The sequence below is a fragment of the Chryseobacterium sp. POL2 genome (genome assembly GCF_011058315.1).
In the GTDB taxonomy this organism is placed as follows: Bacteria; Bacteroidota; Bacteroidia; order Flavobacteriales; family Weeksellaceae; genus Soonwooa.
This window is the reverse complement of the sequence record NZ_CP049298.1, coordinates 1225642-1239040: the sequence shown is the minus strand read 5'-3', so window position 1 is coordinate 1239040 and position 13399 is coordinate 1225642. Positions and strand designations below refer to the sequence as shown.

Annotated in this window: 12 protein-coding genes; 8 read left to right on the top strand and 4 right to left on the bottom strand. The window is 37.9% G+C overall.

What is annotated here, in order from left to right:
- Window positions 1-3 precede the first annotated feature (3 nt).
- Together hemW and murI are read left to right on the top strand one after the other, a co-directional pair.
- Window positions 4-1128, top strand: coding sequence for a radical SAM family heme chaperone HemW (gene hemW / locus G6R40_RS05735; RefSeq protein ID WP_165132835.1), 1125 nt, complete (start codon window positions 4-6; stop codon window positions 1126-1128).
- A gap of 79 nt (window positions 1129-1207) precedes the next feature.
- On the top strand, window positions 1208-2029 hold the full coding sequence (murI, locus tag G6R40_RS05730; protein ID WP_165132832.1) for a glutamate racemase: 822 nt from the start codon (window positions 1208-1210) through the stop codon (window positions 2027-2029).
- Here the strand turns inward: murI and G6R40_RS05725 are convergent.
- The gene (locus G6R40_RS05725) at window positions 2024-2593 is read right to left on the bottom strand and encodes an RsmD family RNA methyltransferase (RefSeq protein WP_165132829.1); all 570 of its coding nucleotides are present in this window, start codon (window positions 2591-2593) and stop codon (window positions 2024-2026) included. The genes murI and G6R40_RS05725 overlap by 6 nt on opposite strands.
- A 30-nt stretch (window positions 2594-2623) precedes the next feature.
- Window positions 2624-3343, bottom strand: a complete 720-nt coding sequence (locus G6R40_RS05720; RefSeq protein WP_165132826.1) for a DUF3822 family protein — start codon at window positions 3341-3343, stop codon at window positions 2624-2626.
- Window positions 3344-3475: 132 nt separating this feature from the next.
- On the opposite strand from G6R40_RS05720, the gene G6R40_RS05715 reads away from it, so the two are divergent.
- Genes G6R40_RS05715 through G6R40_RS05705 form a run of 3 tightly spaced genes read left to right on the top strand, consistent with a single transcriptional unit; the run spans window position 3476 to window position 5525 of the window.
- Window positions 3476-4675, top strand: coding sequence for a thioredoxin family protein (locus G6R40_RS05715; protein WP_165132823.1), 1200 nt, complete (start codon window positions 3476-3478; stop codon window positions 4673-4675).
- A gap of 5 nt (window positions 4676-4680) precedes the next feature.
- Window positions 4681-5307, top strand: a complete 627-nt coding sequence (locus G6R40_RS05710) for a DUF3575 domain-containing protein (RefSeq protein ID WP_165132820.1) — start codon at window positions 4681-4683, stop codon at window positions 5305-5307.
- Between the two features lie 8 nt (window positions 5308-5315).
- The gene (locus G6R40_RS05705) at window positions 5316-5525 is read left to right on the top strand and encodes a hypothetical protein (RefSeq protein ID WP_228455932.1); all 210 of its coding nucleotides are present in this window, start codon (window positions 5316-5318) and stop codon (window positions 5523-5525) included.
- 229 nt (window positions 5526-5754) lie between these two features.
- Here G6R40_RS05705 and G6R40_RS05700 read toward each other — a convergent pair whose 3' ends face one another.
- Window positions 5755-6951 carry an exo-beta-N-acetylmuramidase NamZ domain-containing protein gene (locus G6R40_RS05700; protein ID WP_165132817.1) on the bottom strand — a complete coding sequence of 399 codons (1197 nt, stop codon included), beginning with the start codon at window positions 6949-6951 and terminating at the stop codon, window positions 5755-5757.
- 4 nt (window positions 6952-6955) lie between these two features.
- On the opposite strand from G6R40_RS05700, the gene G6R40_RS05695 reads away from it, so the two are divergent.
- Window positions 6956-8185, top strand: coding sequence for an ABC transporter permease (locus G6R40_RS05695; RefSeq protein ID WP_165132814.1), 1230 nt, complete (start codon window positions 6956-6958; stop codon window positions 8183-8185).
- Window positions 8186-8201: 16 nt separating this feature from the next.
- Window positions 8202-9182, top strand: coding sequence for a PLP-dependent cysteine synthase family protein (locus tag G6R40_RS05690; RefSeq protein WP_165132811.1), 981 nt, complete (start codon window positions 8202-8204; stop codon window positions 9180-9182).
- A gap of 1617 nt (window positions 9183-10799) precedes the next feature.
- Here the strand turns inward: G6R40_RS05690 and G6R40_RS05680 are convergent.
- Window positions 10800-11894: a Fic family protein gene (locus G6R40_RS05680; RefSeq protein ID WP_165132805.1), complete on the bottom strand. Its 1095-nt coding sequence runs from the start codon at window positions 11892-11894 to the stop codon at window positions 10800-10802.
- Between the two features lie 574 nt (window positions 11895-12468).
- Between G6R40_RS05680 and G6R40_RS05675 the strand changes: the two genes are divergently transcribed.
- Window positions 12469-12783, top strand: coding sequence for a GIY-YIG nuclease family protein (locus G6R40_RS05675; protein ID WP_165132802.1), 315 nt, complete (start codon window positions 12469-12471; stop codon window positions 12781-12783).
- Window positions 12784-13399 lie beyond the last annotated feature (616 nt).

Below are 13399 nucleotides of genomic sequence, written 5' to 3'. Positions count from 1 at the left end.
TTGATGATTTATATACATATTCCTTTTTGTAAACAAAAATGCAGCTATTGCAATTTTCATTTTTCGACGTCTTTGACTTTGAAGGAAGAAATGCTGACTTCGATAAGTAAAGAATTGAAGTTGCGACACAGCGAGTTGCAAGATAAAAAAATAGAATCTCTCTATTTCGGTGGCGGTACGCCATCTCTTTTGAAGCCTGAAGAAATCGGAAAAATAATTGACGATGTTAATCATTATTTTGAGTTGGATTCTGCGATAGAAATCACTTTAGAAGCCAATCCAGATGACCTTAATAACGCGTTTTTAAAAGAGATAAAGAATATTGGCGTCAACCGATTAAGTATTGGGACGCAATCTTTTTTTGAAGAAGATCTTAAGTTGATGAACCGCGCACATTCCGCTTCGGAAGCCGAATCCAGTATCAAAAGAGCTCAGGATTTCGGTTTAGAAAACATCAGTGTCGATCTTATCTATGGATCGCCAACGTCGACGATGGAAGAATGGAAACAAAATTTGGCAAAAGTCATAGAACTCCAAGTGCCGCATGTATCGTCCTATGCTTTAACAGTGGAGCCGAAAACGATTTTAGAAAATTGGATTACAAAACAAAAAATAAAATCGCCAGACGAAGCTTTTCAGAATGAAGCTTTCTTTTTTATGTCCGAATTTTTAAAGGAAAACGGATTCGATCATTACGAGATTTCAAATTTTGGAAAACCCAATTTTCACTCGAAGCACAATTCGTCTTATTGGGCTTACAAAGCCTATTTGGGACTTGGACCATCGGCGCATTCTTATGATGGCGCCACACTTAGAAGTTGGAATGTGGCTAACAATACCAAATACATCAAATCGATTTCCGAGAATATACTTCCTATCGAACGCGAGGAGCTCAGCGAAAAAGACCGCTACAACGAAATGTTGATGATTGGACTTCGCACTCAAAAAGGTGTGGATTTGGTTCAGTTTAAAAATAGTTTCTCGAGTGATTTAGTTTCCGATTTTGAAAAGTCGATTCAGCAGAAACTAAAAGACACTATTTTAATTATTGAACATGATAGGTTGCGTATTCCTGAGGAGCATTGGTTTATGGCAGATGGGATTGCCTCGGATTTATTTTTGGTTTAAACCTTTAAGAATCAAAATTTATAGGACGAATTTAATTTTAGAATACAATTAATAAGTAATTTTGCACAAAAGAAATTTTTTGAAACCAGATTATTCTCACTTATCCGCCAAACAACCTATCGGCATTTTCGATTCCGGCGTTGGCGGACTTACTGTAGCTAAAGAAATAAAACGATTGATGCCTCATGAAGATCTCATCTATTTCGGGGATACCAAGCATTTGCCGTATGGTGAAAAATCCAAAGAAGCCATTGTCGGTTATTCTTTAAGAATTGTCGAATTTTTACTAGGTCTTAATTGTAAAGCCATTGTAATCGCGTGTAATACAGCGACAGCTAATGCGCTTAAAGAGATTTTGGAATTGGTCGATGGGCGCGTTCCTGTTTTTGATGTGATTAATCCTGTTGCAGAAAAAGTCGCCTTTGAGATTCATAACAATGTGGGGGTTATTGCCACGAAAGCTACCGTTAACTCGGGGCTTTATAAAAAAAGTATCCGCAAGCATAACAAATTTATCAAAGTGGATGAGTTGGCGACGCCGCTTTTGGTGCCTGCCATTGAGGAAGGTTTTGCAAATCACCCGATAACGCATGCTATTATTTATAATTATTTGTCCAACAATAAGCTTAAAAATATTGAAACTTTAATTCTTGGATGCACACATTATCCGTTGCTTCAGAATGAAATTAAACAATATTATGGCAATCGTGTTCGTGTGATTGACTCACCCAATATCGTAGCAAGCCAGGTGAAAAGTGTGCTGGACAAATACCAATTGTTAAACGAAGACAATCCGGAGCCTAAATACCAGTTTTTCTTATCAGATATCACGAAAAATTTTGAAAGAATATCGAAAAAGTTTTTTGGAAACCGAATCGCATTGGAGCTGAAAGTTTTATAAACTTTCAGCTTTATTTTTGTCGAAAAAAGAGAAGCTTACATTTCCGTATTTTCGCGTATCGGTCAATAGTGGATGTTCAAATTTTTGTCGACTTTGATGTTCCAAAACAAATGTGCCATTTTCTTTTAAAAACGCACCTTCCGTAACCAGCTTAATCAGGTCCTGATATTTAGTTTCATCCATATCAAAAGGTGGATCAGCAAAAACCAAATCATAGGTTTTAGCGTTATTTTTTTTGCGTTTTAGCCAATCAAAAACATCAGAACGTTGGATGTTAAGTTGCGGGCCAAAGCCTAATTCTTGCGCCGTGGTGTTGATGAAACCTGCATGTCGTGGGTTCATCTCGATTGTGGTGATGTCTTTACAATCTCTGGAAGCGAATTCTAAACAAATAGAACCGATGCCTCCAAACAAATCCAAAACCGAAATATATTGCATTTCAAACCGGTGTTCCAGCATGCTGAATAAAGCTTCTTTTGCGTAGTCGGTTGTTGGTCTGACGTCAAAGTTTTTGGGAGCAGCAATTCTTTTTGCTTTCCATTTCCCAGATATAATTCTGTACATTATTTTTAAATTTAAATTGAAGTTTCCTTTTTAGGTGTTGAGTATAAAAGATTTTTTATACAAATTATCGAAAAGGATTTTCAAATGTTTTGCAAATTTTTGCAATTCCGAAATAAAAGTGTCGTTCTCTGTCGTTTCGCCATAGATGTAGAAATAGGTATCGTTGATCCCGAAACCGATTTTGCTAAGGCTAAACATAATGAAATACAAAAAGTCAACTTCTGACGAGGCGTCAAGATTGTTGTACAAGACGACTTTTTTGTTTTCCAAAGCGAAAAACTCGACTTGATTTTTGTAAAGGTTGATGTGTATTTCTTTTTTGTGTTTGTTGTTGATGCTGTTCAGGAATTTTTCCCCTGTAAAGTTGAAGTTGGTAGGAAGTTCTTTCGCCTTTATCGCTTTATAGAAGCTTTTTGGAAAACTATAATAAAACTGAATATTAAATTTTTTATTAATCGATAACATCAGTTCTTCATTGTTTTTGTCCACATCAGCATTGTAAGCGATGAGGTCAAAACCAAGATTGTGTTTTTCGAAACCTTCGGGCATTAGGGTAAAATGATTAAGCGTGCTAAAGACCGTGATGTCTTGATAATCATTACGTGATAATACTTCGTTAAGCGCTTCTTCTATTAGGTTGGCAGGACTTTCTTCCGTTAAAAAAAACTGTTTTTCTTCGATAACTTTTTTAGATTTCAGAATTTGCCATTGTAGGCCATCCTTCATAAAAAGAAGAGATAATTTTTGCATATAACAACTTTTACAACTGCAAATTTATGAAATTCTAACGACTGCGTTTTAGTTTTATGAGATATAGCACTCGAGATTTTTTTATTTTATACTATATTCGCATTTTATTAAATTAAAGATACCTACATTCTTATGTCGTTTTTCCAAGAAAAATCCATGTTGATGAAAAGGAGTTTGTTAACTCTAGGATTGGGACTTTCTGTTGCAGTCTGGGGACAAACCTCGATTAAATTTGAAGATACCGATTTTCAAACGATTCTTGCTAAAGCCAAAAAAGATAAGAAACTTATATTTTTGGATGCTTTTGCAGCATGGTGCGGTCCATGTAAGATGATGGAAAAAAATGTTTTTACAGATGCCAAGGTTGCAGATTATTATAACAACAACTTTATCAATGCCCGATTTGATATGGAAAAAGGCGAAGGAAGGACTTTGGCACAAACTTATTTTGTGAGAAGTTATCCTACTTTTTTGTTCATTAACGGAGATGGCGAAGTGGTTGGGCAAGAGTTGGGCTATATCCCAAGTGATGAGTTTCTAAAAATTGCCGAGAAATATAACAAACCAGGCAATGCGCAAGGAAGTTTGCAAGAACGATTTGATAAAGGCGAGCGCAATCCAGAGTTTCTAATTAGCTTTTTCAAATCTGCAGTAAAAATTAATCCTTTAAAAGCCAAGCAAGCTGCCGAAGCTTATTTTAAAGCTAAAACAAGTCAGGACTTTACGAATGATGAAATCAATATGCTGTTCGGAAGTATCCAGTCCAATCAGGATTTTAATTATCAATATATTGTAAATCACAAAGATGTTCTTACCAAATATATTGGCAATGACAATTACAGCCAATTTCTTTTCCGTGTGAACATTGGGAAAATTATTCAGGATGCTTCAAATGTTGAGAAAGGAAGTTTTGACGATCAATTATTTTTAAGAGAAACCTCAAAATATATTTCTGCTGAGGAAGCGCAAAAAGCTTTGAATGTTATTAAATTAAATTTTTTCCAAACCACTCAAAACTGGACATCTTACGAGACCACAGCTTTGGACGTTTTCAAAACGGGTGATGGCTTCTCTGCTGAAGATCTGGTGACGGTTTGCAATTTTTTCAATCAACACGTTAGCAACAAAACTTCTTTGCAACAAGCGGCAATGTGGGCGGAAAAAGCATTGATGATTGAAGATTCTTTCCGAACCAATGCAACTGTGGCGCAGCTTTATAACAAGCTTGGAAAAAAAGTTGAAGCTAAAAGTTTTGCAGAATCTGCCGTGTTACATGCCAAAGGACAAAATGTTGATTTGACGGAGGTTAATAAAATTATCAATCAGAAATAATATTAATGAAGAATATTCTTTTAACAAGTTTGCTAAGTTTAGGAAGTTTGGTATTTGCACAAGAATCTAATAAAATAACCACCCTCAAAGTGAACGCGCTGACATTGCCCATAGGCGTTGTTAATGTTGGTGTCGAAAGACAGTTGAATACGCATTATACCCTACAAGCCGATGTTCTTGTATCGCCTTGGAAATCCTTTGCAGGTAAACATGCACAAGCCTATTTGTTAGGTTTTGATGGAAGATATTATTTTGACAAAGCTTTTGAAAAGTTTTATATAGGCGCCAATATTTCTGGAGGATATTTTAATATCCAAAAATGGAATTATTGGAATGATAATTTCTATGTTCACAAAGATGGCGAGGTAACGCCTTATATTCAGTCCAACCTATATCAAAAAGGTTATACTTTTATTGTGGGCGCTGTAGGCGGTTACCAATTCAAATGGAATGACAAATGGAATCTGGATATCTATCTCGGTATCGGAAGCATGCAAAGTTTCTACAAAGGTTATGATAAAATAAGTGGCGAACGTTACGATAACGACATCGACAGAGATGGACACGAGTGGGACAGAAGCGGCGAATGGCTGCCATATCGCGGTGGTGTAATGTTGACGTACAAACTTTAATTTTAATAATGATGAAGAACATTTTTAATATCAAATATCTGGGCATTGCGGCAATCGTATTTACGGTATTGTTTTTAATGAATTATCTTGGGAACGATCAACCCGACAAAATGGAACGTGCTGTATTAACAGGATTAGGTGGTGTTGCAGGCTTAACTGTTTGGATGATCTTTTTTAATAAAACTAAAGATGATAATCCTCCACAAAACTTTGACTAAAACCTATTAATAAAAAATCCGCCTCTAAGCGGATTTTTTTATTGTTGATATTGAAATCGAGTATATATAATTGATGTGTTTTTCAGATTTTGATTAATGTTCTGAAATTTGCAATCATCGTGCCAAAGGGGATTTTCAATGTTTTTGTCAAATGAAAAACGCCCTCTTAAAAGTGTGTTTGTTTCATATTTTTAAGAAGGCGTATCGGTTTTATTTAGCAAAACTAATCTTAGTTTGGGTAAATCATATATTTTGCACGGATTTTACTAAAATTCTCTAAATCTGCCTTCCAGCTATTTCTAATCTCTTTTTCAGATGTTCCAGAGATCAATTGTTTTCTTAGCGCATCGCTTCCTGCTAGTTTATCAAAAAATAAATTCTTTAGGAAAAAGTTTTTTTTGTTATGGTCAAAATCCTTGTAAGCCTTCAATAGCCATGATAATTCTAGTTTTCTTAGCTCTGTTTTATGCTGGCTAAGATCTTCACCATAACATAGCTGTCCGTTTAGGAAAGGATCTTTCGCGCCATAATTGGGTTTTGGCGTAAAGCGGTAGGTCATGTTTTTAATCCAAGGCGAACCATATATTTGGAACGGAACCTCGGTGCCACGTCCAACAGATACTTCTGTTCCCTCAAAAAAGCAAAGGCTAGGATAGAGGTTGATGGACAAATCATTTGGAAGGTTGGGCGATGGTCGTTCGGATATGGGATAAGGCTTGTTTTTATGATAGTTTTTCATCGGTATAATTTCGTATTGGCATTGCATGCCGTTTTTGAGCCACTTTTCGCCATTCACCATTTCACCATATTCGCCAATCGTTAATCCATAAACAACAGGCACAGGATGAAGGCCTACAAAGCTCGACCATTTGCTTTTAAGAATTGGGCCATCGATATAGCCATCATGCGGATTGGGACGGTCAAGAACCATCACTGCAATATTATTTTCCGCAGCCGCTTCCATCACGTAGGTTAAAGTCGAAATATAGGTGTAAAAACGTACGCCAACATCCTGAATGTCAAACAGGATAAGGTCCACATCTTTGAGCTGTTCTTTGCTGGGTTTTTTATTAGCACCATATAGCGAAACTATGGGAAGCTTGGTTTTAGCATCGATGCCATTTTTGATGTGTTCGCCAGCATCGGCATCGCCACGGAAGCCATGTTCTGGTGCGAAGATGCTTTTGATGGTCAGTTGCTGTTCCACGAGATAATCTACCAAATGTTGTTTGTTCTTTAGCAAAGAAGTTTGGTTGGCGACGATGATGATGTTTTTGTTGCGGAGTTTTTCCAAATAGAGTTCGGGTTGATCCGCGCCAGTCCGGAAGTCTGTATCTGCAATGTTTTGGGCGCCTAAGCTTTGGGTGATTCCAAAATAAATTAGGCACATCAAAACTAATTGTTTAATTTTGAGCTTTAAAATCATTAAGTTGAATTTTCCTGTATTTTTCTCTAGAAAGATTGCCTTTTCCAAAGATAACAAAAATAATCTATCAAAGGTTATTGTGTACATCGGACGCGTTTCTGTAGCGTTGGGGATCATCGTTTCGTTGATTACTGTTGCCACAGGTCTAGGTTCCAAAAAAGCAATTGAAAACCGTATTTCTAACTTTAGTGGTGATATTACAGTAAAATCAACGCGCTCTAACAATTCTTACAATTCATCAATATTAGACCAAAAAGGTTTGAACCTTAAAGCGTTAAAATCTCTTGATGAAGTGGCAGGTGTACAATCTTATGCCACTGTAAGTGGTATTTTGAGAACCGAGAAAAACTTTTCGGGTGTTATTTTGAAAGGTGTGGGTAAAGACTTTGACAGAGCGCGATTCCAAAGCTTTATGGTGGCTGGGGAAATCCCAAAATATGACGAAGATGGCTACAACAACAATGTGATATTGTCGGATAAGATTGCTAAAGATTTATCTCTAAAGCCGAACGACAGTATTGTTGCTATTTTTTCCAAAGAAGATCAAAAACCGATTTATAGAAAATTCCGTGTTAGTGGAACCTATAAAACCGATATCAAATTGGTGGACGACCTATACATGATTGGCGATATCAACCACGTTAGAAAAGTACAGAATCTTAATGATGGGGAAATTGGAGGTCTGGACATTTTCCTGAAAGATAACAGCAACATGACCAAAGATTATCCCATCATCGAAAAATATATCGGTTACAAAAACTATGCAGAGCGCGTTATCGACAGATACCCACAGATATTGGACTGGATTAATATTTTTAATCAAAACATCAGTCTTATCATCACCATTATGCTATTGGTAGTCGTTATTAATATTGTTATGGTTTTGCTCATCTTAATCATCGAACGTACCAACTCTATTGGACTTCTCAAAACAATAGGTGCGACCAATGGGCAGATTCGTGCTATTTTCATCAACTATACCCTTATGATTATGGTTCCGGGGCTTATCATCGGGAATGTCATCGGTATAGGTTTATTATTATTACAAAAGTATTTTGGTATCATAAAACTGGATCCTGAGAACTACTTTATCAGTACCGTTCCAGTGGATCTTAATCCTATTCACATTTTATCTATTTCTGCAGGGATTTTGATTATTTCGGGTGTCGCCATGATTATTCCGAGTTATATCATCAGCAAAATCTCTCCTGTGAAGTCTATAAAATATGATTAATCAGTAACAATTTTTTATGAAATATTATAACAACATTTTAGAAACGATAGGTAACACACCATTGGTGAAGTTGAATAAAGTTTTGGGAGACGACTTCCCAGCTTTGGTATTAGCAAAAGTAGAAACTACCAATCCCGGAAACTCCGTTAAAGATAGAATGGCGCTCAAAATGATTGAAGATGCCGAAAAAGACGGCCGTCTGAAACCTGGCGGAACCATCATCGAAGGTACTTCTGGTAATACGGGTATGGGCTTGGCTTTGGCAGCCATTATTAAAGGTTACAAATGTATCTTCGTAACCAATTCTAAACAATCTAAAGAGAAATGCGATATTCTTCGTGCTGTTGGGGCGGAGGTTATCGTCTGCCCTACGGATGTTAAACCTACGGATCCCCGCTCTTATTATTCGGTGTCCAAAAGATTAGCAACCGAAACGGAGAATGGTTGGTATGTTAACCAATATGATAACTTGTCCAATCGTACAGCACATTACGAGCAGACAGCACCCGAAATCTGGGAGCAGACGGATGGTAAGCTAACGCATTTTGTCGCAGGTGCGGGGACGGGCGGTACGGTGACAGGTTGTGGCATGTTCTTCAAAGAGAAGAATCCAGATATCAAAGTCATTGGTATTGATACTTATGGTTCTATCCTTAAAGAATTTCATGAAACTGGCGAGCTACATTACGACCATGCCTATTCTTATATTACCGAAGGTATCGGAGAAGATATTATCCCCGAAAACTACGATATGTCCGTTATTGACCATTTCGAAAAGGTAACCGATAAAGATGGTGCCATCTATGCGCGCAAACTGGCGAAAGAAGAAGGTATCTTCTGTGGTTATTCAGCGGGTAGTGCGATGGCGGCTTTGGTACAGATGAAAGACCAGTTCACCAAAGATGATGTTATCGTGGTGTTGTTACACGATCATGGTTCGCGCTACGTTGCCAAAATATATAACGATGAGTGGATGAAGGAGATGGGTTGGTTATAGAAATTAATTAATCGATTTTTAAATATTAAAACCTCGTAAGTGATATAAGCTTATGAGGTTTTTTTGTTTTGGTGGTTCCTTTTCTGCATTGTGTTTTGTTCTTTTGGCTGCTTCTGGTTGTTGAAGTGCTTTGTTCTTTTGACTGCTTTTGTTCGTTGAAGTGTTTTGTTCTTTTGACTCCTTTTGGTTGTTGAAGTGCTAGGTTAGGTTTTGTTCTTTTGCCTTGACGCAAAAGAACCAAAAAGTCAAGACTATATAAAAAATGCCTACTCTGAATTATTTCGGACTAAACAAAATATAACTTGCTTCGCTTCGAACAGTATTTTGTTTTTTACGTCCTTCATAATTCTTCGTTAACGGCTTTTTTATAATGTCGGTTGGTGTGGCGGTGTTATTCTTTTGCCTTTTTATTTATTGCGCTTCGTTCTTTTGACTCCGTCGAACCGCTGCGCTAGGTTTGCCTTGACGCAAAAGAACCAAAAAGTCAAGACTTTAAACTTTATCGCTATAAATTATTTTCATTCGCTAAAAAGTTTAAAACTCACGCCCACGCTTTTCCCACGCTTGTTCGGACACTAAACTTTTTTACGCTCATTCTTATAATTTATTTTACGCTCAAAGTTTAGATGTCGATTATCAACTCGGCTCCGCTAGGTGTTGTTCTTTTAACTTTTTTTGGTCGTTGAAGTGCTTTGTTCTTTTGGCTCTTTCTAGTCGTTGAAGCGCTTCGTTCTTTTGACTCCGTCGAACCGCTGCGCTGGGTTTGCCTTGACGCAAAAGAACCAAAAAGTCAAGACTGTATAAAAAATGCCTACTCTGAATTATTTCGGACTAAACAAAATATAACTTGCTTCGCTTCGAACAGTATTTTGTTTTTAACGTCCTCCATAATTCTTCGTTAACGGCTTTTTTATAATGTCGGTTGGTGTGGCGGTGTTTTGTTCTTTTGACTTTTTTCTTTATTGTGCTTCGTTGTTTTGACTCTTTCTAGTCGTTGAAGTGCTTTGTTCTTTTGGCTGCTTTTGGTTGTTGAAGTGTTTTGTTCTTTTGACTGCTTTTAGTTGTCGAAATGCTTCGTTCTTTTGCCTTGACGCAAAAGAACCAAAAAGTCAAGACTTTAAACTTTATCGCTATAAATTATTTTCATTCGCTAAAAAGTTTAAAACTCACGCCCATGCTTTTTCCTAGGCTTGTTCGGACACTAAACTTTTTTACGCTCATTCTTATAATTTATTTTACGCTCAAAGTTTAGATGTCGATTATCACTTCGACAGGCTCAGTGACCGATTGGGGACTAGAGACTAGAGACTAGAAACTAGAGACTAGAGACTGGTGATTGGTGATTGGTGATTGGTGATTGGTGATTGGGGACTGGTGATTGGGGATTGGGGATTGGTGATTGGTGATTGGTGATTGGTGATTGGTGATTGGGGACTGGGGATTGGTGACTGGGGATTGGTGGCTGAGCTTGTCGAAGCCGTGTGGGTGCACTTCGACAGGCTCAGTGACCCAAGTTGGTTTCGTTTGGTGGTTGGTGTTTTGTTCTTTTGAGGTTTTGTAGGTTTATAATTATTGAATGATAACTTGTTGAAAAATAGGTGTTAGTCTTTTTCTGGTTTAAATATTTAATAGATAGTTTGTGCTTCTACCTCCCGAATTGGATTTTAATAAAATTCCTTTTTCTACTAAGTCGTTAATGTCCCTCAGAGCAGTATCTGGGGAAGTTTTTACAATCTTTGCATATTTTGATGAGGTTAAATTGCCTTCAAAGCCTTCAAGTAGTTTGGTGATAATTATTTTTTGACGCTCATTTGTTATTTTAGAAGCGTTATTTAGAAAGAATTGATGTTTTTGGACTACTCTGTCGATTATCAAATTAGAAGCAATAATCGCCTCTTTTAAACATGTGAGAAACCATTTGAGCCATTCTGTTATATCTAAATCTCCTTTCTGGGTTTTTTCTAAAATAGTGTAATAGGATTTTTTATTCGCATTGATTTGCGACGACATGCTGTAGAACCGCTGATTAACGCCGTCCGATGTTGATAGCTGCATGTCCGTTATTGCTCTGGCAATTCTACCGTTGCCATCATCAAAGGGATGTATGGTAATAAACCATAAGTGGGCAATGGCAGCTTTCAAAATGGAATCCAAAGAGTTTTCTTGATTGAACCAAGCTATAAATTTTTGCATTTCGTTCTCCAATCTGTTGGCTTGTGGGGCTTCAAAGTGGATTTTTTCTCTCCCCATCCCACCAGAAACAACTTGCATATCTCCAGTTCTCCATTGGGCAACTTCTATTTTATACAGTCCGCTTCTGCCTGTTGGGAATAATGCGCCATGCCAAGCCAATAAACGGTCTTCACTTAACGATTTATTGGAATTTTGAGTAGCATCGAGCATCATATCTACAATTCCATCAATATTTCGATTAGAATGCTCAATGCCTAAATTATCCAAGCCAAGACGAATCGCTATAGATGAGCGAACTAATTCTGGATTTAAAACTTCTCCTTCAATTTCGGAAGTTTTGATAACATCCTGTATTAAGGTCTCTAAATTAGCTTCGTCTTTTAGATCAAAGCCTAGCAACTCTACTTTTCCCAATAATTTACCTTGTAGTTGCCTTACTTCTGCAAGTAAATTGATGAGTTCGTCTTGACTCCAATTGAATTGAGCCCAATCTTTAAGTTGATGGATGTAAAGTGGCATTTTAAATGTTTGCGGTAAATATACAAATTATTCTCCGCATGATTTGCGGAGAATAGAGTGGTTTTTCTCCGCAGAGTGTCGAAGCCGTGTTGTTGCACTTCGACAGGCTCAGTGACCAACTTCGGTTTCGTTTGGTTTTGTTCTTTTGGCTCCTTCTAGTTGTTGAAGTGCTTTGTTCTTTTGACTGCTTTTAGTTGTTGAAGTGTTTTGTTCTTTTGACTGCTTCTAGTCGTTGAAGCGCTTCGTTCTTTTGCCTTGACGCAAAAGAACCAAAAAGTCAAGACTTTAAACTTTATCGCTATAAATTATTTTCATTCGCTAAAAAGTTTAAAACTCACGCCCATGCTTTTCCCACGCTTGTTCGGACACTAAACTTTTTTACGCTCATTGCTATAATTTATTTAACGCTCAAAGTTTAGATGTCGATTATCATCTCTGCTTTATTCGATGACCCATCTCGACACCGCTCGATGATCATCTAGGTGGCTGAGCGGAGCCGAAGCCCGAGGCTTCAAATACCATAATCTAAAGTTTTATTAAATTCATAACCTTTAAAAATTAAATTACAATCTTTATGAAACCAGGTTATATGTATATTCTATTGTGTGCTGATAAAACTTATTATACAGGAAGTACAATTGATCTAGAACAGCGATTCACACAACATCAAGAAGGTCTTGGTGCTAATTATACTTCAAAAAGACTTCCTGTGAAATTAGTATATTATGAAACGTTCACAAATATTGCTGACGCTTTTTTGAGAGAGAAGCAGATACAAGGTTGGAGTCATAAAAAGAAAACAGCTTTGATTAATGCTTGTGATGTGGATTTAAAAAAATTAGCAGAATGTAATAACGATTCTCATTTCAGGAATAAGAAAGGTGGCTGAGCGGAGTCGAAGCCAGATTGTTTTCATCTCGACTCCGCTCGATGACCATCTAGGTGGCTGAGCGGAGTCGAAGCCAGATTGTCTTCATCTCGACTCCGCTTGGTGACCATCTAGGTGGCTGAGCGGAGTCGAAGCCAGATTGTCTTCATCTCGACTCCGCTTGGTGACCATCTAGGTGGCTGAGCGGAGCCGATGCCACATTGTTTTCATCTCGACTCCGCTTGGTGATCATCTAGGTGGCTGAGCGGAGCCGAAGCCACATTGTTTTCATCTCGACACCGCTTGGTGACCATCTAGGTGGCTGAGCGGAGCCGATGCCACATTGTTTTCATCTCGACTCCGCTCGATGACCATCTAGGTGGCTGAGCGGAGCCGAAGCCAGATTGTCTTCATCTCGACTCCGCTCGATGACCATCTAGGTGGCTGAGCGGAGCCGAAGCCAGATTGTCTTCATCTCGACTCCGCTCGATGACCCACTTCCACTCCGCTTGGTGACCATCTAGGTGGCTGAGCGGAGCCGATGCCACATTGTTTTCATCTCGACTCCGCTCGATGACCATCTAGGTGGCTGAGCGGAGTCGAAGCCAGATTGTTTTCATCTCGACTCCGCTCGATG

What these genes read in the sequence shown, in the direction of transcription:
- G6R40_RS05720 (WP_165132826.1), bottom strand. Translation starts at nt 3,343, where the DNA reads ATGCAAAAATTATCTCTTCTTTTTATGAAGGATGGCCTACAATGGCAA.
- G6R40_RS05675 (WP_165132802.1), top strand. Translation starts at nt 12,469, where the DNA reads ATGAAACCAGGTTATATGTATATTCTATTGTGTGCTGATAAAACTTAT.
- G6R40_RS05690 (WP_165132811.1), top strand. Translation starts at nt 8,202, where the DNA reads ATGAAATATTATAACAACATTTTAGAAACGATAGGTAACACACCATTG.
- G6R40_RS05715 (WP_165132823.1), top strand. Translation starts at nt 3,476, where the DNA reads ATGTCGTTTTTCCAAGAAAAATCCATGTTGATGAAAAGGAGTTTGTTA.
- G6R40_RS05680 (WP_165132805.1), bottom strand. Translation starts at nt 11,894, where the DNA reads ATGCCACTTTACATCCATCAACTTAAAGATTGGGCTCAATTCAATTGG.
- G6R40_RS05700 (WP_165132817.1), bottom strand. Translation starts at nt 6,951, where the DNA reads ATGATTTTAAAGCTCAAAATTAAACAATTAGTTTTGATGTGCCTAATT.
- hemW (WP_165132835.1), top strand. Translation starts at nt 4, where the DNA reads ATGATTTATATACATATTCCTTTTTGTAAACAAAAATGCAGCTATTGC.
- G6R40_RS05710 (WP_165132820.1), top strand. Translation starts at nt 4,681, where the DNA reads ATGAAGAATATTCTTTTAACAAGTTTGCTAAGTTTAGGAAGTTTGGTA.
- G6R40_RS05705 (WP_228455932.1), top strand. Translation starts at nt 5,316, where the DNA reads ATGATGAAGAACATTTTTAATATCAAATATCTGGGCATTGCGGCAATC.
- G6R40_RS05725 (WP_165132829.1), bottom strand. Translation starts at nt 2,593, where the DNA reads ATGTACAGAATTATATCTGGGAAATGGAAAGCAAAAAGAATTGCTGCT.